The sequence below is a fragment of the Streptomyces gilvosporeus genome (genome assembly GCF_002082195.1).
Lineage (GTDB): Bacteria > Actinomycetota > Actinomycetes > Streptomycetales > Streptomycetaceae > Streptomyces > Streptomyces gilvosporeus.
In genome coordinates this window covers 7,424,103-7,443,764 of the sequence record NZ_CP020569.1, presented here as the reverse complement: position 1 = coordinate 7,443,764, position 19,662 = coordinate 7,424,103, and the positions used below count along the sequence as shown (strand labels likewise).

General features: G+C 68.8%; 13 protein-coding genes and 2 pseudogenes. 7 read left to right on the top strand and 8 right to left on the bottom strand.

Features of this window, described 5'->3' with window-relative positions:
* Positions 1-26 precede the first annotated feature (26 nt).
* Together B1H19_RS32940 and B1H19_RS32935 are read right to left on the bottom strand one after the other, a co-directional pair.
* Positions 27-2,861 (bottom strand): tetratricopeptide repeat protein, encoded by a 2,835-nt coding sequence (locus B1H19_RS32940; RefSeq protein ID WP_083108545.1) that lies wholly within the window; start codon positions 2,859-2,861, stop codon positions 27-29.
* Positions 2,862-2,866: 5 nt separating this feature from the next.
* Positions 2,867-3,307, bottom strand: coding sequence for a hypothetical protein (locus tag B1H19_RS32935; RefSeq protein WP_083108544.1), 441 nt, complete (start codon positions 3,305-3,307; stop codon positions 2,867-2,869).
* A gap of 519 nt (positions 3,308-3,826) precedes the next feature.
* Between B1H19_RS32935 and B1H19_RS40405 the strand changes: the two genes are divergently transcribed.
* Complete coding sequence (locus B1H19_RS40405) at positions 3,827-3,961, top strand: hypothetical protein (RefSeq protein ID WP_257789455.1); 135 nt, start codon at positions 3,827-3,829, stop codon at positions 3,959-3,961.
* 617 nt (positions 3,962-4,578) lie between these two features.
* Here the strand turns inward: B1H19_RS40405 and B1H19_RS40920 are convergent.
* The 4 genes from B1H19_RS40920 to B1H19_RS32920 form a co-directional block, all read right to left on the bottom strand.
* Positions 4,579-5,094, bottom strand: coding sequence for a LuxR C-terminal-related transcriptional regulator (locus B1H19_RS40920; protein ID WP_418361530.1), 516 nt, complete (start codon positions 5,092-5,094; stop codon positions 4,579-4,581).
* Positions 5,095-5,807: 713 nt separating this feature from the next.
* On the bottom strand, positions 5,808-7,244 hold the full coding sequence (locus tag B1H19_RS32930; protein ID WP_083108543.1) for an ATP-binding protein: 1,437 nt from the start codon (positions 7,242-7,244) through the stop codon (positions 5,808-5,810).
* A 125-nt stretch (positions 7,245-7,369) separates the two neighbouring features.
* Positions 7,370-8,326, bottom strand: a complete 957-nt coding sequence (locus B1H19_RS32925; RefSeq protein ID WP_083108542.1) for a GNAT family N-acetyltransferase — start codon at positions 8,324-8,326, stop codon at positions 7,370-7,372.
* The gene (locus B1H19_RS32920) at positions 8,326-8,904 is read right to left on the bottom strand and encodes a dihydrofolate reductase family protein (RefSeq protein WP_083108541.1); all 579 of its coding nucleotides are present in this window, start codon (positions 8,902-8,904) and stop codon (positions 8,326-8,328) included. The genes B1H19_RS32925 and B1H19_RS32920 overlap by 1 nt, the downstream gene beginning before the upstream one ends.
* A 111-nt stretch (positions 8,905-9,015) precedes the next feature.
* Between B1H19_RS32920 and B1H19_RS38275 the strand changes: the two genes are divergently transcribed.
* Positions 9,016-9,636: a hypothetical protein gene (locus B1H19_RS38275; protein WP_159028192.1), complete on the top strand. Its 621-nt coding sequence runs from the start codon at positions 9,016-9,018 to the stop codon at positions 9,634-9,636.
* A gap of 120 nt (positions 9,637-9,756) precedes the next feature.
* Here B1H19_RS38275 and B1H19_RS32910 read toward each other — a convergent pair whose 3' ends face one another.
* Entirely contained in the window at positions 9,757-10,044 is a 288-nt protein-coding gene (locus B1H19_RS32910) for a hypothetical protein (RefSeq protein ID WP_159028191.1), read from the bottom strand.
* An 875-nt stretch (positions 10,045-10,919) separates the two neighbouring features.
* On the opposite strand from B1H19_RS32910, the pseudogene B1H19_RS38270 reads away from it, so the two are divergent.
* The 5 genes and pseudogenes from B1H19_RS38270 to B1H19_RS32890 all read left to right on the top strand — a co-directional run.
* Positions 10,920-11,069, top strand: a pseudogene (locus tag B1H19_RS38270) (IS701 family transposase); the annotation flags it as partial.
* A pseudogene (locus tag B1H19_RS40110) lies at positions 11,053-11,667 on the top strand (transposase); the annotation flags it as partial. The pseudogenes B1H19_RS38270 and B1H19_RS40110, both read left to right, overlap by 17 nt.
* 54 nt (positions 11,668-11,721) lie before the next feature.
* Positions 11,722-12,042, top strand: coding sequence for a hypothetical protein (locus tag B1H19_RS32900; RefSeq protein WP_203237277.1), 321 nt, complete (start codon positions 11,722-11,724; stop codon positions 12,040-12,042).
* Between the two features lie 286 nt (positions 12,043-12,328).
* On the top strand, positions 12,329-13,516 hold the full coding sequence (locus B1H19_RS32895; protein WP_083108538.1) for an alpha/beta fold hydrolase: 1,188 nt from the start codon (positions 12,329-12,331) through the stop codon (positions 13,514-13,516).
* A 1,482-nt stretch (positions 13,517-14,998) separates the two neighbouring features.
* Positions 14,999-18,268, top strand: a complete 3,270-nt coding sequence (locus B1H19_RS32890; RefSeq protein ID WP_335755949.1) for an ATP-binding protein — start codon at positions 14,999-15,001, stop codon at positions 18,266-18,268.
* A gap of 344 nt (positions 18,269-18,612) precedes the next feature.
* Here the strand turns inward: B1H19_RS32890 and B1H19_RS38970 are convergent, their stop codons facing one another.
* Positions 18,613-19,371: a hypothetical protein gene (locus B1H19_RS38970; protein WP_159028190.1), complete on the bottom strand. Its 759-nt coding sequence runs from the start codon at positions 19,369-19,371 to the stop codon at positions 18,613-18,615.
* Between the last annotated feature and the right edge of the window lie 291 nt (positions 19,372-19,662).

Genomic DNA, 19,662 nt, shown 5'->3' with positions numbered 1-19,662 from the left:
CCTGCCGGCCCGGCCGGCCGCGTGTGTCAGTCGACGATGATGCCCGGGTAGCAATGATCATGATTCCATCCGGACTGGATCGCGTATCCGCAATAGCAGAGCCCGGACCGGGCGGGCTTGCCCTCAGAGCGACGGCGCAGTGCAACCGCGAGCGGCTGCCGAGCGAGCCACGCCCCGGCGTCCTCGCCCTCCCACCGGCCCAGTGCTTCGGAGGAGGCGGCAAGTCCGTCCACCAACGTCGCGAAGATGTCGTCGGCCTGCCGGAGGAGGAAGCCCAGCACGTTGCCGCAATACCGCGGCTCCATGTCGTCGAGGCGGTGGCGGCGGTCCTTGGCGTCTTGCCAGACCTCGTCCTGGTTGAGGAGGGTCACGTAGTGCTCCTCCATGGTCCAGGACCGGGGTCCCTCGTTGGCCAGTCGGTCCCGTGCGGTCTCGTAGGCCTCGCACGCCTTCCGCAGGGGCTTCTCGAACTCGGCGGCACGCACCTCAGCGAGCCGCCGAAAGATCTCCACGGCCTCCCCGGCGACGGCCAGGGCTTCCTTCGCGTGCCCGCTTAGCGCGAGATACATGCCGAGAGTCGTCAACGTCCCGGCCAGGGCAGGCTCATGGGCAGCCGGGTTCACCTCCGCCAACCGCCGCTCGATCGCGGCCGCCTCGCGCAGGGCGGCCAGCGCGTCGTCGCGGCGGCGTGCGCCCCACAGGAAGAAGCCCAGGTTGCCCAAGCCCGTCGCAAGGTCGGATTCCTCCACCACCATGGAGCGAGTGAGGTCGGTTACGGGTGCCACGGGCCCGGCGGCCACCAGCCGTCGGATGATCTCGACCGAGCGCTCCGCCGCGGAGAGGGCATCCGGCCAGCGCCGCAACCGCCAGGAGTAGACGGCTGTTTGGGCCAGCGTCATGGCCAGGCCCGGCTCGTGGACCGCCGGATCGGTCGTGGCCAGCCGCTGGAAGATCCCCATGGCCCGCTGCGCGGCGGCCAGAGCTTCCTCCTGCTCGCGCTCCTCCGACATGCCGTGTCCCAGATGGGACAGGGAGAGCGCGAGGCCCGGTTCGTAGGCCTGGTGGTCAGTGGCGGCCAGGCCGCGGAAGATGCCGACCGCCTCCTCGGCGGCCCGGCGGCTCGCCGGCATACGGTCCGCCTTGAAGGCGCACTCGCTCAGCTGGGTCAGGGCGCCTGCGAGTTCGGGTTCGAATCTGGCGGGGTCGGCGGCCGCGAGCCGCCGGAAGATGCCGACCGCCTGATCGGTGGCCGCCATGGCGTCCTCCCGGTGTCCCGCCCGCATCATCCGGAACCCGAGGTTCTGATGGAGCCGGGCGTGTTCGGCGGGGTCGTCCGTGGCCGCGAGTCGATGGCGGGTGAGGCGTTGGGTGAAGGCCGCGATCCCGGCGTCAAGGTCCACTTGGCCGTGCGGGGGGACGTGCGCGTCGATCGCCTCCAGGACGGCGGTATCGAGGTCGCAGGCGGCGAGCGCGCTCAGGGCGGCGGCGCCTGCGGCGAGGGCCAGGGCCGGGTCGGCGCGCAGTACGGCTTCGACGTGCCGGACCGCGTGGGGCCAGCGGTGCGGCGCCGCCGCCGAGGCCAGGAAGGTCAGTGCGCGGGCGGTGTGCCCGGGCGGCGCGCCCTGCCCGTCGCGGGCAACGAGCGTGCCGATGGTGCCCGCCGCCCAGGGCGCGGCGGGATAGCCGGTGGCCTCGTGTCCGGGGAGGCTCAGGGCGAGGAAGTCCTCGGCGAGCCGGTCGGGATAGAGCGGCTCCAGGACGGCACCGGACTCCGCTGCCGGATAGCACGTGGTGTGGTCGGCCAGCAGCCGTCCGGGACGCTCCAGGCCTAGACTGCTCAGCAGTGCGGTGCCGTTCGCGTACACGGTGGCCCCGGTGAGGGCTGCGGTGAAGACCACTTGGCCCATGGCGCCGGGCGGTGTCGCGTAGTCCAGTCCCTCCAGACGGTTCTCGTAGAGCTGGGTCCAGCGGCGGCGTTCGCGGTCGAGTAGGTACGCGGACAGGCCCGCCATGTCCTGCGGGGGCCGGCTGCCCCGGGCGTGGGCGTCGACCGCCACCAGCGCGGCCATGTGCAGCGCCAGGATGAGCCCGAAGTCCGACCGGTGCAGATAGCCGGGCGGTTCGATGACGGACGGGTCGGCGAGTCCGTACCGGGCGGCGAAGCAGTCCCGAGCGACGGTGAACATGGCCCGCCGTTCGCCGAGATCGCCGCCCCGGCCGTCGAGCGGGGGCAGCGCCAGGTCGCTCGTCCCGGCCTCTGCGTCCTCAAGGGCAGCCCGTACGGCGGGCCAGGGGGCGGCCGACCGGCCCAGCAGCAACACCCGGGTCGGCAGCGGATGGTGGAGCAGCCGGTTGTTGAGCAGCCAGGTCAGGTGGGAGAGCGGCCAGCGGTCGGCATAGTCGACGACCATTAGCAGTCCGGCGGCACCGGCGAGACTCAAGTCGTGGCTTCCCGGGTCCGGCTGGATCGTCCCGGCGCCATGGGTGGCCGTGACGACCTTCCAGCCTGCTGCGGCACTGTCGGCGGCGAACCGGGCCGCAAGCCGGGTCTTGCCCTGCCCGCCGGGACCGTGCAGCCAGGTGGCTGCGAGGTGCGGACCGCCGCCGTCCCGCCATCCTGCCAGTCCGGCCCGCTCCCGGTCGCGGCCAGTGAAGTCCACGACCTGGAAACGGGCGTTGAGCAGGCGGCTGGGCTGGGCGGTGAGCCACGCGGCGTCCCGGCCCGCGGGAGCAGCAGCCGGACCGTACTCGGAGAGCTGGTAGACCGGGCCCCGGTCGGGGAAGACGTGCAGGTCGGCACCGATGACGCCGTACCCGTAACCGCTCTCGACGCGGACGACCTGCTGGGGTCCCGAACCCATGCGGCTCAATGCACCTCTCCGCTGCCACCCCTCCGTCCGGGAGGCGCCTGGTGCACGATGACGTTGCCACCCTGGACCGCGAAGACCTGACCGCCGTCCTTGGCGACATTGTTCTGCACCCATGCGCGCTGGTCCTCGGACAGGTGATCCCGGATCTCCCGGACCAGCTCCTGAAGCTCACCGACGGCGTCCGGGTGCTCGTCCAGCAGCGACTCCAACTCCAGCACCCACACGGGGAGCAGGCTCTGGCGCACCCGCTCGGCGTCGCCGGCCCGCTCGACCAGGGCCAAGTGGTTGTCCAGTTGAGCCTCGATGGCCGACTGCTGCTCCTGCCCCCGGCGGCGAAACAGCCTCGCGATCCCGCCGCGCGCAACCGCCCAGGAGTCCGTGGCCATGGCCCCGACCACGGTGGTTCCCCCGGCCAGAATCAGTTCTTCCAGCATCATGCCCCCCTTGCTCCGCGATCCCACGATCGCTGCCGTGACAGGACATTATCCATTGGCACTGGTGAACAGCCATGGAGCGCCCGACCGGCTCCGGCAGCTGTATCTCGACCAGGGGCTGTCCTACCAGCGCATCGCCCAGGACATCGGCTGCAGCAGCACCGTCGTCGTCAACGCCCTCGCCCACGTCGGCCTCCTGGACCCCCCATCCCGCCGCCCCACGATGGTCACCCGCGCCTGGCTCGCCAAGCAGTGCACCGTCCGCAACAGCACTCCGCGGCATATCCAAGGAATGTGGATTGTCGGTCCGAGAACTTCGCCGGATGGCCGCGCAATGGGGCATCCCCGCCTGGACGGACTTCGATCACCCTGGCACCCGACCTCCACCGGGTCCTGGTCTCCACGAACGGACCAGACAACCTCCGGCTCATCTGCGCCCTCAGTTCCATGCCAAGCCTGTCGGTCGCTGAACGAGCACTCAGCCAGCCAGGAATCAGACACCACCTCCTGCGGATCGAGCGCATGATCGGCTTCACCATCATCGAACGCACCCGCCCGCTCACCGCAACACCGCGCGGCCAGGTGTTCTTGTGGCAAGCCGCACGAGTCCTCGCCCTCGGGGGCCAGCCGCCGGTCAGCCGACTGAAACCAACCTGATACTGCCTCGGGACTGGTAGGAACAGGCGTTAGCGCCAAGCAGCTGAACTTGAACAGCTCCGGGGATCAACGAACCTGGTTGGCGCTGACCAATCTTGATGGGTGTGAGTTCGAGGCCGATGCCCCGGTCGGGTGATCTCCCGGCTGGGTGAGCAAGAACCGAGAAACAGGACCAGGACCTCACAGAGCCGATCCACATGTTCTGAGCATTGGTCGGTATCCGGGTGGGATGGGTTCCCAAGTCGGTCGGCTTCGCCGCGCCTGAAGCCCCAAGCTGCTCGCTCCGTCCGGGGCCGGGCCAGGACCCGCCTGCAAAGCCGCCAGATCGTGCACCTCATCCTCCTCGGGACCCCGAGCCGCGCCAGCGCGCGAGCCGTCCCCATGGCCGCCGCCCACTTTGTGCGTGCTGTTGACGACTCACCGGCTTCGACCGCCGGGGCATCGCGGGCAGCCTCGCCGAGGCGGATAACGCGACGGGCGGCTTGATCCCGGATCGGCCTGCTCCACTGAGCCGCTGGTGCCCGCACCGACTACCCGCCAAGCAAGTCGGCGAGTTGGGTGCGGGAGCCGATACCGAGCTTGGGGAAGGCCCGGTAGAGGTGGTGCCCCACCGTGCGTCAGCTCAGTAGCAGCTGGGTGGCGATCTCCCGGTTAGTCGCGCCGGTCGCGGCGAGTCGCACGACCTCGCGCTCCTGCGGACTCAGCCGTGCGAGCGGCGAGTCCGCGGCGAGCGCCGGGTCGTGGTGCTCGCCCGCCGCACGTAGCTCGGTCCGGGCACGCCGCACCCATGGCTGCGCGCCCACCCGGTCGAAGCGCTCGAGCGCGGCGCGCAGCCGGTCGCGCGCGTCGAGTTTGCGGCGCTGCCGGCGCAGCCATTCGCCGTAGAGCAGTTCGGTGCGGGCTCGCTCGAAGCTGTCGCCGGCCGGATGCAGGTCGAGGGCGGCGAGGTAGTGCTCCTCGGCTCGGGGAGTCGGTACGGTCAGGGCCCTGCAGCGGCGGGACTGCGCGCTGACCGCGGCTTGCCCGAGGGCGTCCGCGCAGACCGCGACAGCCTTCGCGGGGGCCTCCGCCCGCTCCGGGTGGCCGGCACGCACGGCGGCCTCGACCAGGTCGCACAGCAGGTGGCGGGCCATCAGCGGGTGACCGGCCGCGTCCCGTGCCGCCTCGAGCCGGACCAGTGCCCGCTGGGCCTGCCCGGAGCCGAGGTCGAGCAGGCCCAGTGCCCAGAGCGCGTCTGCGGTGCCCCGGCCGACGCCCCGTGGGCGGGTGTACTCCAGGGCTCGGTCGACGAGTTGACGGGTGCGGTCCTCCTCACCGCGGGCGGCGGCCAGCACGGCGAGCAGGGCGCGCAGGTGGGCGACCCGGTGGTGGAGGTCGTAGTAGTCGGCGAGCCGGAGCGCCTCGGCGGCATGCGCCAGGGCGTCGTCGCGCCGACCGAGCGCGAGATCCACCTGGGCGAGCAGGTGCAGCGTGGTGGGCAGCCAGCCGCCGACACCGCGGTCGCGGCAGTGCGCTACGGCGGCGGAGGCGACCTGGTGGGCAGTCGCGTGGTCGGCGAGCAGGTGGCAGTAGTGCCCGATCATCAGCTGGTCCATCAGGCCGACTTGGGCGTGGCGGCCGGCCGCCACCAACTCGCGGAGCGGCTGCTGCGCGTCGCGTACTGCACGGATGTCGGGGACAGTGGGCGCGCCCGTCGTGGTCGCCTGGCCGTCCTCGCTTGGACCGGCCGCGGCGTCGGCGAAGAGGTGCGCCGACACCGCGAGGATCGGCAGGCCGGACGAGCGGGCCGCGATCTGGGCGATCAGCGTCGCGTCCCCCGCGGCGAACGCAGCGTGCAGCGCGTCTGTCAGCAGGACGGGGAGCTTGTCGGGGCGCTGCGCTGCGGTCGCGTCCGCGCTCTCGGCGAGGATCCGGGCGGCTCGCGCCGGGCTGCCGAAGCCGAGCTCGACCACGGCCCGCACGCGGGCGAAGTCCGCCGACATACCCGGGTCCTGCAGCGGCTGCGGCACTGGTCGGCGAGGGCGTCGCAGCGCTCGTCCTGTCCGGCCTCACTGGCTCGCTGCGCCGCGCCGATCAGGCGCCTCGACCGCAGCGCCGGGTCCGAGGTGAGCTGTGCGGCCCGCTCGTAGGCAGCGGAGGCCGACGCCATCGCCTGCCGGCTGCCGGCCCACTCGGCGACCCGCTCCAGTTCCGCAGCCACCCGCTCGTCCGGCCCGGTCGCTGCCGCGGCCAGGTGCCAGGCCCGGCGGTGCGCGTGCCCGGCGCCGTCCAGCGTGTGCGCCAGCGCCCGGTGCGCCGCGATCCGTTCCGCGAGCGGCGCGTGCCGGTAAGCGGCGAACCGGACCAGAGGATGCCGGAAGCGAAGCCCCGCGCCGGTGACGGCCAGCAGTCCGGCCCGCTCGGCAGGCGCCAGGTCCTCGACCGCTCCCCCGAGCCGGGCGGCCGCCGCCAGGACCGTGTCCAGGTCGCCGGTGTCGTCCGCGGCGGCCACCGCAAGGATCCGACGGGTGGCGTGGGGCACCTGGTGGATCCGCTCGGTGAGCGCCTCCTGCAGCCGGCTCGGCAGTGCCGGGGGGCCATCCGGCATGGCCAGCGGCCCCAGTTGACCGGAGCGCTGTGCCGGGGTGAGTGCTGCGGACAGCTCTCGCAGCGCCAGCGGATTGCCTTGCGCCTGGTCGATGATCCGCTCGGCGACGTGGGGCGCGAGCCCGGGCAGCAGCGCCGCGGCCGCCGTCCGGTCGAGGCCGGTGACGTGGAGCCGGGGTAGCGCCCGCGCCGTGCTTCCGGGCGAGTCGCCGCGGGCGGCGAAGAGCATCACGACGCCCTCGGCTTGCAGCCTGCGGGCGGCGAACGTCAGCACGTCGGCGGACGGCTGGTCGAGCCACTGCAGGTCGTCGACCAGGCAGAGCAGGGGCGTGTCGGTGGCGGCCTCGGCGAGGACGGACAGCGCGGCGAGGGCGACGGTCAGCCGGTCCTGCACCGGCGCGTCGACGAGGCCGAAGACGGAGCGCAGCGCCTGGGCCTGTGGGTCGGGCAGCCGGTCGAGCATGTGCAGGACCGGCAGGAAGAGCTGGTGCAGCCCGCTGAAGCCCAGCTCCATCTCGGACTCGATGCCCTCGACTCGCAGCACCCGCAGGCCGTCCGCACGGGCGGCGGCGTGCTCGAGGAGCGCGGTCTTGCCGATGCCGGCCTCGCCGTGCAGCAGCAAGGCGCCGCTCTCACCGCACCGGGCGTCGGCGAGCAGCCGCTCGATCCGCCGCAGCTCCTCGTCGCGTCCCTGCATCCGTGCACCCCCGGATCCTCCGCCAACCCGGCCGCCCACGGGCCTCGTTGATCATCACTGTACGCGGACTGAACGGACCGGGCGGGACGGAGCCGGGGGCGGCGGCGCTGCGTCTGCAGCTACGGCTACGGCTGCCGCTCGGCCACCGGCGCCGACCAGATCATCCGGATCTCCGTGGTCCGGTAGCCGGCCCGGGCGAATGCGGCCGCCATCGGGGCGTTCCCGGTGTCGGTGGTGGCGGTGATCAGTTTGGCGCCCGCCTGCGCATGGCTCCGGGTGACCTCGGCCAGCAGGTCGTCCACATAGCCGTGGCCGCGGAACTCGGGCAGCACGCCGAGGAATCCGACGTTCCGGGCGTACGGCGTCGCGGACGGGATCGCCAGGCCGGCGAGCCGCCCGTCGGGGCCGTACGCCAGCCGCCACCACTCCCGCTCGCCCGGGCAGCCGAGGTAGAACTCCAACTCCTCTCGGGCGGCCGCCTCGACGCCCAGCGCGGCGGCGTTCCGGCGGGTCTCGTCGTCCAGGCTGCCGACCGCGATGCGCCGCAACACCGCGAGGAACTCCTCGTCGGAGGCCGGGGCGAAGGTGAGCCGGTTCCCGGGCTTCGGCAGCACATCGCCGGCCGCCCACTCCAGCCGCAGCCGCTCCACCTCGTGGCTGAGGCCGGCGGCCCGCGCGGCGGTTCGGCGCCAGGCCACCGCGTCCGCCGCCGCCGGGTCGTGGCTCCAGCCGAGGGGCAGCGTCAGGTTGTACAGCGGCGGCTTCGGCGCGCCCGCGTCGGCGAACGCCCGCAGCCCGGCGGTGAGCAGCCCGGTCGCCACCTGGGCCCGGTCACCCGCCGCCAGGTCGACGTGCAGACAGTCCAAGGCGACCGGGTGGACGCTGTCCGCCCGGCCCCACCACAGGGCACGGGCCATCAGCCGTCCGTTGTCGTCCTCGGCGAGCCAGGTCCACTCCGGCCGGTACATCCCCTTCCCGAACTCGTCCCGGTAGCGGTCGGCGCCGATCCAGCCGACGGGCTCGGGGACTGTCACCGCGGCGACGCGGTCGACCTCCGCCCCGGTCGTGGGTCGAAACCGCATCAGTGCTCCTGCCGTCGGACGTAACTGGTCAAGGTGGTGCCGGTGAGGAAGACCCGGGATTCGCAGAGCTGCCAGTCGGTGGGGGCGAACGGGGCGCGGAACAGTGGGATGCCGCTGCCGAACACCATCGGGTAGCGCTTCACCACCAGTTGGTCGATCTCCCCGAGCAACTGCCCGGCGAGGCCGGCCCCGCCGCACAGCCAGATACCCGCGCCCGGTTGCCGCTTGAGGCCGCGGACGAACTCCACCGGGTCCCCCGACACCACCTTCACCTCGGGGTCGGTCGGGGACAGGGTGGACGAGAAGACGTACTGCCGCAGGTACGCATAGGGGCTGGTGACCCCGATCCGCAAGGCGGGCTCGTAGGTGGCGCGGCCCATGAGGATGGTGTCGAAGACCTTGTTGGGCACGTCGGCGAGACCCAGGGCCTCGCGGGCGTGGGTGGGGATCGTCTCGGGGTACTCGCTGAGGATCGCGTCCTTGAGATCGCCGTCGAATCCGGATGAATCGGTCTCCCCGTCCGGTCCGGCGATGAAGCCGTCAAGGCTGCAGCCGATGTAGTAGGTGAGCTGGCGCATGGGGCGGCCTTTCGTTTTTGCTGGGTGACCGTCGGGCCCTGGGCGACCGACGAGGACGACCCGAACCTAGGCCGCAGTCGCCTTCCCGGGCATCGGTCACAGCGACCCAATGTGTCGACTCCGAACCGCCGACCATACGATTCTGACTGTGCAGTCCCGTACTACCCTGCGATCCTCGCGGCCTTCGCCGCCAAGCGCGAACAGTTGCTGGCCCGGGAGGCTCGGACGATCCTGGCGATCGCACCCACTCCAGCCGAAGTCGCACGGCTGACCCGCGCCCGGCTGAGGACCGCGGTCACTCAGGCCGGGCGCCAGCGCCGCATCGAGGCTGAGACGGACCGAGTCCTGAAGGTGTTCCGCCAGACCTGGCTCCGCCAGCCTGCTCTGGTCGAGCAGGCGATGGGACGCCAGACGCTAGCCCTTCTCGCCCAACTCGAAGCGGCCTGCCACGCGTGCGACGACCTTGCGCACGACACCGAGGAGCTGTTCCTTCAGCATCGCGATGGGGAGATCATCACGAGCTTCCCCGGACTGGCCACGCTCCCCGGCGAGCGGATACTCGCCGAGATCGGCGACGACCGCTCCCGTCTTGGCCGGGCCGACGACCTGAAAGCCCCCCGGAACCGCACCAGTAACCCGGGAGTCCGGCAAGAGTCGTCATGTCACGCACCACCGGATCAAGAACAACCCGCCTGGCCGCGACCGGCCGACACCGGTCGTTCGCCGCGCTGACTGCCTCTCCCGGGGCCCACGCTCACTACAACCACCGCCGCGGCAGGGGCGATCGCTACCGTGCAGCCCTCCGTCATCTGTTCAACCGCATGCTCGGTCAGCTCCATCACTGCCTGGCAGTCACCAGAAGTTCGACGAGACCATCGCCTTCGACCGGCCGACGTGTTCCCCACTCACGTCGGCCGCTTGACCGAGTAGCAGCACGGGGTGTCTTGTCGCCGGCGACTGCGTCGGGCCGGGTGCGGGCGGACCGACGTCCTCGCCCTTCCACTTCGCCTCCAGGTGCTTGCGCCAACCCGTCGGCGGAGGCCAGGGGACACCCCATTCCGCAAGCTGCTTCTTGGACCAGCCGCCGGTGGGGGTCTGCGCGGCGGCCACCTCCTCAGGGGAGGGGACGTAGTCGGCCATGAGGCGATGCTGCCCCAGCACCCGGCACGGCAACCAGGTGAGTGGCTGTCACGCCAGCAGGCCATTCTCCTTCGAACACCTCCCCCAACGGCACGGGAGCCTTGTGCGTTGCGGCCCTCAACTCGGCCTCTCCGGCGTCACCCGATCGGTGGCCTCGTTGACAACGCTCAGTGCTGCACGGCCAGTAGCGATCTCTCGGCTGACCGTCGACCACATCTACGAGGCAGGGAGAGCGGTTCGCATCCACCTCGGAGACGTTCCGGTCGACCTGCCCGAACCTGTCGCTGACCTGGCCCCTTGCGGGGCGTGAGTCACGCGTCCCTGCCACCCCCATACACCGGGGTGTCTGGACGGAGGAGCCACCCCAGCAGCCAGTTGGGCGTTATCTCCGCGCCCAGCCCTTCAGGGCCGGGTCAAGTTGACGAGGTTGGGGGAGTACGAGCCCCGGGTAACCGAGTGACGGAGAGCAACTGCGCCTGGCGGCACGCCCAGTGGGCCCATTCCTGGTCGTCGGGGCGCACTGACATCGAAGTGGGTGCCGCGCCCCGAGCCGTCCGCCCCCAGTGAGCCTTCTCCAACTTCGAATCCACCATCTTGAGGTTGCTGGCCACAGGGCTGGTGTGAGTCGTTGATCGCGCTCTGGAGCTGGTCGTGGGCGGTTGTCGGAGCTCAAGATCGTCTGTCGTTTCGGCGATCACGGATCCACGGCTTACCCGGCGTGAGCGAGGTACCTGTCCGTACGATCCGGGCGTGAGGTGCGCCAGGTGGCCAGGGATGCGGAACTGGGCCTTCGTGAGCTGATCACGGCCCGCAGGGCCGAACTGGAGTTGCAGGGAGAGAAGTTGAGCCAGCAGCTTCAGGAGGTGCGCGACGAGCTGAAGCAGGAGTGGGGCATAGACGACTACCAAGCCCGCCGCTACCCGGGCTGGCACCGCCACATCACCCTGGCCATGGCAGCACACGCCTGCCTGACCGTCCTGCGGGCCCATGCACTGGATGCCGGGAAAGCAGAACCGCAGAGTCCGTGGGGCCCAGGCCATGGCCGACACGGCGATCGCCGCGGCACAGGCCCAGCACACCGTCGCCGTCGGCGAGACCATGGCCGCGGGCCGTGGTGCACACCCTGGCCAAGTCAGTGCTGGCCCTGGACGAGGAGATCGCCGGCGTCGACGCACAGATCGCGGCCCGTTTCCGTGAGCATCGCGACGCAGAGGTCATCCTCAGCATGCCGGGCACGGGCCTGACCCTCGATGCGGAGTTCATCGCCTGCACCGGCAGCGACATGGATGCCTTCGGCAGCGCCGGCCGCCTGGCCGGAGTCGCCGGCCTCGCACCGGTTCCACGCGACTCCGGCCGGATCACCGGCAACATGCGCCGACCGCACCGCTACCACTGTCGACTCCTGCGCGTCTACTCGCCGCCCGCTTCTGTCCGACATCCAGAGCCTTCTACAACCACAAGAGGACCGAGGGCAAGAGCCACAAGCAGGCAGTCCTTGCCCTCGCCCGCCGTCGCCTCGACGTGTTGTGGGCACTCATCCGCGACCAAACGCCACTACAGCGTCCAGCCACCCGAACCGGAGGCAGTACCAGCATGACGATCACCTGCCGACGTACTCACTGACCCCCATCTGGCTCGTATCGAAGCTCGGTGCGCCGCTCCGGCTACCCTCCCTGCATGGAGCAGGACTATCCCCTCGTTCGTGACGCCTTCCCCGACCTCATCGCCGAACTGACCACTCTCTTGGAAGATGAGGGAGAGCATGAGTTGGCAATCTGCGTGCGGGATGTCCATCTGGTCGCCATGTGCAACTGTGACGACGGCTTCTGTCAGAGCATCCACACAGCGGTGCACCAGCAGGGCAAGCCGTACGGCGAGGGACACCGGTGCGTGCCGCTCTCGCCTTCGAAGGGCACGTTGGTCCTCGATGTCGTGTACGGCCGGATCATGTATATCGAGATATTGGACCGAGCGCCCATGCACAGTCTGAAGCCCTGATGTTCACGCTCCACTGCGGAGCGGATACAGCGTCCAGATGGTTGACAACCATCATTGGGAATCAGTCACATTCGTGGACATGATCCGGCTACCCGACCGAATAGGCGTGACGCCCCTCCCGTGGCGGGGCGAACGTCACTCGGCCGATCGGCGCGACGGGCCTACCCATTGGGGTCACACGGGAGGCTGCAGCGGCCGCGCGCATGGCATCGGGCGGCTGCCCCTCGGATTCTGGCCTGACCCGGGCATCCGTCTCGGGCTGAGCCGACCGAGAGGAACGCAAGTCATGGCAACGGGCATCATCACCAAGGACCACGCGGTCCCGCATACCTCGACCAATCCCGCGAACTTGAACGAGAGCGTCGAACTCTTCGTACGGGAGTACGACGGCACCAAGCCGAGCCATTCGTCCGAGGCCGTCCTCATGCTGCACGGCAGGAGTATCCCGGCCCTCCCGGGGTTCGATCTCGAACACGGCCGGCACGACAAGTACAGCTGGTCCAAGGATCTGGCAGACGCGGGCTACGACGTGTTCATCATGGATCTCCAGGGATCCGGCCGGTCGACGCGCCCGAAGATGAAAAACCCGTGCAATGCCAACCCCGCCCAGCAGCAGGACATCCTGGTCCCCAACCCGCTGTCGGCCCCGTGCTCCCCGGACTACACGTCTCAGCTGAACAACTCGCAGAGCGACTGGGACGAGCTGGACACCGTCATCAAATTCATCCAGCACCAGAGCGGTGTGTCGAAGGTCCGGCTCATCGGCTGGTCCGCGGCCGCGTTCGTGATGGGACCGTACGCGGTGCAGCACCCCCAGAACGTGGAGAGCCTGCTCCTGCTCGCGCCGATCTTCCCGCCGCAGGGCAGGGCGAGCAAGTCCGGAACCGATTTCGGAGCACCGGTCGCGCTGCCGGTCTCCACCCCGGCGGCCCTGTTCGGCTTCCCGATGAACCTCGGCACCAAAGACGCCTTCGCCAGCTCATGGGACAGGGAACTGCACTGCGCGAACCAGCGTGAGCCCGGCATGGTCGACGTGGTGTGGGACGCCACGATGGACAACGACGCCGTCGGCAGTGGCTGGGGACCCATGGAAGACGGGGTGGCGCAGGGCGTGAATCGGATCCGGAACTCCTATTGGTGGGGCTGGAACTCCGCCACGGTGCCGCTGCACGGCACACTCGGAGGGGACGTGCCCGTGTGCATCGTGTACGGAGAGCTCGACACCCAGGCGAACACGCCGGTGGCCTCCGGCCCCTTGCTTCACTTCTCGGTCCCCGCGCTCTACGAGGCCATCCCCGGCACGAAGAAGCTGATGTTCCGCGTCGCCTGTACCGGGCACCTCATGGTCTGGGAACGCCAGTCCAAATTCCTACACCACATGTCCCGACAGTGGCTCAAGCAGGGCACCGTAGAAGGCCTTTCAAGCGGAAGCTATTTCCGGGACGAGGATGGCGTCATCATGCCCGCGGGGTAGGAGTCTTCGCAGACTGCCGAGATCGGCGGTCCGGGGCCGGCTCTGCGGCGCCGGACCACCCGATGACCTGGCCTCCGATCACGTCGCACCGGCTGAGCGTTGTGCCTGGCGAGACTCGCCAACTCACACGCTCAGCCACCTGATCGGCACAACGCAGTAGCCCACGGACAAAGCGCTCGGCGGAGCGACGGACCTGCTGCCGGCCACCGCACCAGCGGCCTGGAGCGTTCCACCATCACCCGGACCCTCGAAGAGACCCGCCCCCTGAGCGTCGAGCGGGGCTTCCCCGCCCCGACGAGGCCACGACGCCTGGCAACCACCGACCCCTCGACGTTCGTCACCAGGCCCCGTGACTCGTGCAACCACGCGCCGACAATGCCTATGTCTTGCTGATGGCGCTGCGGCACCTTCCCACCGCCCGCGGCAGCGGAAGCCCGGCAAGAGCTCGCCCCCTGTTCTCGCTCGCGAAATAGCGTGCGTCGGGAATGACGCTCCCCGACAGTCGACGCCTCCCAATGGACCCCGTACACCTGCAGCCCTAGACCAGGACCTCAGCGCCGCCTGGCGCCGAGACTGACCCTTGCGTCACCATCACTACTTCCTGATCTACCATCAGGAAAGTCAGCATCAGCCCTGCCAGACCTGGTTCCACCCTGCCGAACACGCACATGCCGGGAGCGACGCAATTAGCGCCTCTGACCTGCATGTTTGCCGCCTCACCAGGGGCATCGTAGAGTCACTCGCTCCAGGAGCACGCAGGTGTAGTCCATGTCCCCCTGATTCCCTAATTAGGAATTAGCGAAATCCACAATGCTCTTCACGCTCCGCATGAAGAGCATCAACTCGGCCAGAGTTCCACTCTATTGGCGAATCGGTGATCTCACTGGCGTCATAAAATCACCCTAAGATGGGGCGGAATTCACGCTGCGAGGTCAGCAAAATGTCAGCGTCGTTCCGGGCTATACGCAGCGCAGCTCGTGGGACACGGAGCGTTTCTCAATCTCTCCGCCGCGCACTGCCGGGTCGCGTTGCGGGGAGCCCGGAGCGTGGTTCGATGGAAGTACATGGGCTGAGCGGCGTTAGCCGAAAACCATGGGCGCTGCCAAGCCCTGGGCATTTGCCAGAAGGACGCCGCTGAGAATCTTCTCACGTACTGGGAGTGCGCCGTCCGCCGGGCCCTCCTTCCTGCGCAACAGAGCGTCGCATCTACGCCCGGACTCTCACCGCTCCCCCGTGCCCGGCGCAGTCCTCGGAGGGAGAAGGCCGATGACGAGGATCGTCCGGCACCCGCCCGGCAAGCAGCGGCCGCGTGACGCCCCGATGGCAAGTTTGCTACTAAGGCGGGCGTGGGACCGAGGCAAGTGGGCCGTCCTTTCCCGTTGGCATAAATGGATCATCCGACTGGAGGCTCGCCGTGGCGCCACGCGGCCCAAGAAGTGGCGCAGGTGGAGCTCCTATACCAATGCGACGCGGGTGTGCTGCATGCTCGCCGCAATCCTGGTCCTCGGATGGTGCGGGGAGGGCCTCTGGATTGCGGTCACGGGAGATACGACTTCCTTCGAGGAGTGGCGGCAGCACAACGCGGGGTTTAAAACCCTTATCCTCTTCGTCGGTCCAGTACTCGCCGCCGGAATCGCCACCGCGCTCTTCCTTTTCTGGTGGTACAGATGGACGAAACGACGCTACCTCGCGAAGGCGCGGAAGAAACCCAACGAACTAGTCCTCACCGCCGGACCGAACAACGCCGAGATCGTCGGGCGCGAAGAAGTTGCCCAGGTCATCGCCCAGCGGCTCCGTAATCGCAGCACCCGCAGGCCCTATCTGCTGGTCGGCGGCGTGGGCGTGGGAAAGACCGCCGTACTGGTACGACTCACCGAAATGCTGGCCCGGCAGCACGCCGTCCCCGTGCCCATACGGCTGCGGGACGCCGCCGGCGAGTCGGACCTGAACTTCGAGCAGATGGCCAAGCAACGCTTCTCTGAGGAGGCACCTCAGGGCATCTTGGCGCGCAGTAAGAACGAGCGGGTCTGGCAGCAGCTTCTTGCGGACGACAAGCCGGTTGTCATCGCCGACGGACTGGAGGAGGCTCTCCTGGACGAGAAGCTCCAGGACGACCGGGACAACATCATCCGTCGGGCCATCGAGCGCGCCTACCAAGAGAAGCTGCCCTTGGTCATCGCCTCCCGACCCCACACTTCCCTGGAGGGGACTCGCGCTGCGATCATCGACCTGGAACCGCTCAGCGAGGAGTCCGCGCTCAAATTCGTCGAAGCGAATGCCCCCGAGGCGGATGAGCGCCGCCTCGACTGGATCGTAGAGACAGCGGAGGTGGCCGAGTCCCTGATCTACCTACAGATCGCCCGGGAACTGCAGGACCAGGGCATCTTGGAGCCCGACCGCCCCCGGCAGAACCCGCAACGGTTGAACACCCGCAGCAAAGACTGCTCCACGCTACGGTTGTTGCTGCTGGATACCTGGTATGAAGCCCTGGTGGAGGGCCGGCTACGGGACGACATCCCCTTGGCCTCGCAGGACCGCCGTGACACGCTCGAGGTCGTCTCGGCACTGGCGTGCGTCGGACTGCTCCAGGACACGCTGGAGGTCTCCTTCGGGGACCTTCTGGGCAAGGGCGTCCACCCTGGTCTACCGCGGACCAAGCGCGAGCGCCTCTGGACCGAAAATCGTGGGTCCGACAAGTACTGCAAGCGTGGGAGTACCTTCTCCGCGTGGCACCGCGAACTGATCTGGAGCACGCTCTGCGACAGGCTCAGCGACGAGGAGGGCCAGCGTCTATGCAGGGGGAGTATCGACCAGTGCCACACCGCACTCGCCCGATTGGCACACAATGCAGACGTGCTCCAGTTGGTGGAAGGATTCCAGAAGAAGGTCCGCTTCCCGCACAGCATCATCCAGGCATATCTGGGCTTCCGCATGCTCAACCAACTGGGGGATCATGGCGCCGGTGAGCTCATCAAAGCTGGCGAGCTCATCGAGCAGGCGCTGTACCCGCCCGGCCCGAGCCGCGAGCTACTCATCGCCCTAGTGCTGCTCTCCCGCCAGCAGACTGCTGAGTCTACGGCCTCGGGCGGCAGCATCACATCTGAGGCGCAGAAGTACCCCCATGAGCAGTCTCCACTGAGCGGCAAGACCCTGGCGCAGCGGCTCTACGTCGCCGCAGGCCAGCACACGGACCCGAAGGCTTTCGACCTCTACGCGGCTGCCCTCGAAATCGAGGGCACGGAGGACAGTCCGAGGCTGCTGTACACTATTACCGACAAGTTGCAAGTTCGCTGGCCCAGCATTAAGGGGGACAAGCGGACGCTCGACGCGGCGAAACTCAGACTGGTGAAGCAACTCGGCGCCGCTTTGCGCGCAGCCGCCGGGAAGACTGATACCACTCCGCTGTATGAGCGGCTCTTCAAGCTAGGCAAAGGGGAGCCCTCCTACTCCATCCGTCTTGCCGCCGCCCAGGAGTTCGGCAACGGCGGAGACTCAGCGTTCGCCGTGATCCGCAGGTGGATCGACATCAACGAGGACCCAGTGGAGGAGTACGCACGGCGGAAGAAAGTGGACGAACGGGTCAGCCTCTGGCGGGAGTTCGTCATGCGCGCCTGGATGATTCCCATGCTTCTTGGCTCCGTCGGCGACGGCCACCGCAGCGAAGCCCGGCAACGCCTCATGCAGTGGCTTCGCCACCTCGACCCGGAGCAGTCCGCCGGTACGCCCGACCTGCCGATCTCGCTTGAAAACGCCTTGGCCAAGGGGTTCAAGTTCGCGGCCAACCGCCGAAAACGCCACCCCCATACCTACGAGGGCGGCCGCGCAGACCTGATCTGGCATGCGGAGACGATGCTCCAGCAGACCCGGTGCTGGTACTCGCAGCTCAGCTTGCTCCACGCACTGTGTCTGTGGGAGCTCCCGGACAGCATCGCCCATGACGAGCAGCGCTGCGACGCAGCCGCATCGCAGCGGGATGGTCGCCACGACGCACTCGAGCCGTCCGAGGGCTACCGCGGTACGACCGCCGTGCAGACCGTCGAGCGCTGGCTGTCCATGGCCGGCACCGCCCACGCCTCAGCCTCCCAGGCCGCAGGAGACGGCGCCGCACCCCAACTACCCCTGCACCCATTCATCGCCGAAGCAGGCGACCTGGTGGCTCTAGCTCTGGAGACCGGACGGCCCGAAGGCTTCATCTGGATCGATGAGCAGGGCGTCGTCGACAACATCGGCTCGCGCACCAGTGGCCCGCGACAGTACCGCAAGCACAATTTGTGGATCCCACCCTCGGTCGGATGGAGCACCCTCGACGGGCGCGCCCAGCACCTCATTGCCGACGTGATGGTCATGCTGACCCTCATCGAACGCGACGGGCGGCAGCCGGACGAGGTTGATGCCCGATTGAACCGCTCAGCCCAGCCAATCATGCCGCTCCCACCCTGCATCACCACGGACCGGACTGCGCTGCATCCCGAACTGACGGACGGAACCTCGGCTCCCCCCACACCGGGCACCACCTGCCTGCCTACCTCCAAGTTTAAGTTGTGCCCTTACCCCCCTCATGGCACGCACCTACTCCGGGCTGAGATCCGCGAACCGTTCTGCCGCCAACAGCAGGCCCTATTGCCCGGCCCCGTACGCCGCCGCTTCCCCAGGGTATTCCGCAGGAAGACACCGCACTGGGTCGGCATGCGCGTCCGCGAACTGGATCAGTTCTGGGAGGCGATGGCCGACCGTATGCGCAGCAAAGCTTGACGTTTACACTTCTGGGCGAACACGCCCTCGAAACTTGGCTTGCCCTTCGACTGCTCTCCGGACGTGTGGGCGGCCTCCGCATGATTCTGTGCTTCGTCACAGAGGGACTCGCATGCCGGTCAATGGAGTTACCGGTCCACCAGAGTTCCCGTTCGGGTGATCGCGGCGGGGCGGTGCATGAAAGCAGGACCTCCTGGTAGCTCGGCGATGCGAGTCAGCCTGAGCTTCCGAGGCCCTGTTGTCGCAGCCTTGCGTGAACGCGCCCGTCGCGTCCAACTCCCGTGTGCCTCCTTGCGATTGTCTCGCACACCGGCTCGGGAACGCCGCGGACGGGAAACCCTGACTCAACTGGCCGGAAGTTTGGCGATGGCCGCTTCGATATGCCGATCCACAAGGGAGGGCGCGCCCACGAGCATCACCAGTACGTTGCTGCGGCGGACGGCGGCCGTCTTGAGTACTTGCGACCCTCCTGGGCCGGTGAGCGTGGTCGTGTAGGCATAGGCATCTGACCCACGGTCAGGAGCGTCGTCCTTGCGCACGGTCACGGTGAGAGGGGTGCTGCCAGAGGTCATGGTGTAGGTGGGGCAGGACGTCTGAGCCTGCACGAGCCTGCGCAGCCCTGCGGACAGTTTGGATGGTGCATCACTGTGCAGTTCCTCGCCAAGCGTCGAATTCGCGCCGAACGTGAAGCCGGCGGAGGTCTTCGCCGCGAACTGCACTTCGTCACTGTGTTTACCCAGCTCCTTCAGAGCAGGGCAACCACTCACACCAATGTCGTCGTACCGGTGTGGGTCGGCTGCCTTCTCGTCGTCGGGGGTCGCGGTCTGCGTGTATCCCGGTCCCAAGTCGTCAGCGGTCAGCAGATAGTGACGCAGCTGCTGGCTCTTGAGGGGCTTGAGATCTGCAGGGGAAGCCGAGGAGGAAGGAGATCCGGGAGCTGTCGCCCTGGAATCTGTCGGCTTGGCACCGTGCTTCCCAACGGCGGGCGTGCTGCCACAGCCGGCGGCTAGGGCCAGGATCCCGAAGGCAGCCGTTGCCACCACCCCGCTGATTCGACGCTGCTTGCCCGGCATCGGCCAACCCCCGTTATCGACAATGGACATGACCCTATCGGCAGCTGGTCATCCTAGGTCGCGAATTCTCGCGGGGTGACGTGATCAATACATCTAGCCAGCCGAGGCCGACGTCTACAACGTGAACAGCAGGACCGTGACGTAAACCTCGGGGCGGGGATCGCGGCGCGGGCCTCGCGCCAAGAGCCGCCGGACAGCCGCGCTTCCTACCGCAGCTACGCGGCCCGGTGGCGATCGGCCAGCGTAGCCGCCAGCTCGGTCATGCTGTCCATCGGCGCCCCGGCAGCGCGCCGCGGCGGCATACCCGGCCCACTGCCCTCG

Bases quoted from the DNA above. Each gene is read 5' to 3' on its own strand.
- B1H19_RS32930 (WP_083108543.1), bottom strand. From the start codon at position 7,244: ATGCAGGGACGCGACGAGGAGCTGCGGCGGATCGAGCGGCTGCTCGCC.
- B1H19_RS32935 (WP_083108544.1), bottom strand. From the start codon at position 3,307: ATGATGCTGGAAGAACTGATTCTGGCCGGGGGAACCACCGTGGTCGGG.
- B1H19_RS40920 (WP_418361530.1), bottom strand. From the start codon at position 5,094: ATGGCCCGCCACCTGCTGTGCGACCTGGTCGAGGCCGCCGTGCGTGCC.
- B1H19_RS32920 (WP_083108541.1), bottom strand. From the start codon at position 8,904: ATGCGCCAGCTCACCTACTACATCGGCTGCAGCCTTGACGGCTTCATC.
- B1H19_RS32895 (WP_083108538.1), top strand. From the start codon at position 12,329: ATGGCAACGGGCATCATCACCAAGGACCACGCGGTCCCGCATACCTCG.
- B1H19_RS40405 (WP_257789455.1), top strand. From the start codon at position 3,827: ATGATCGGCTTCACCATCATCGAACGCACCCGCCCGCTCACCGCAACA.
- B1H19_RS38970 (WP_159028190.1), bottom strand. From the start codon at position 19,371: ATGTCCATTGTCGATAACGGGGGTTGGCCGATGCCGGGCAAGCAGCGT.
- B1H19_RS32890 (WP_335755949.1), top strand. From the start codon at position 14,999: ATGCTCGCCGCAATCCTGGTCCTCGGATGGTGCGGGGAGGGCCTCTGG.
- B1H19_RS32900 (WP_203237277.1), top strand. From the start codon at position 11,722: ATGGAGCAGGACTATCCCCTCGTTCGTGACGCCTTCCCCGACCTCATC.
- B1H19_RS32940 (WP_083108545.1), bottom strand. From the start codon at position 2,861: ATGGGTTCGGGACCCCAGCAGGTCGTCCGCGTCGAGAGCGGTTACGGG.
- B1H19_RS32925 (WP_083108542.1), bottom strand. From the start codon at position 8,326: ATGCGGTTTCGACCCACGACCGGGGCGGAGGTCGACCGCGTCGCCGCG.
- B1H19_RS32910 (WP_159028191.1), bottom strand. From the start codon at position 10,044: ATGGCCGACTACGTCCCCTCCCCTGAGGAGGTGGCCGCCGCGCAGACC.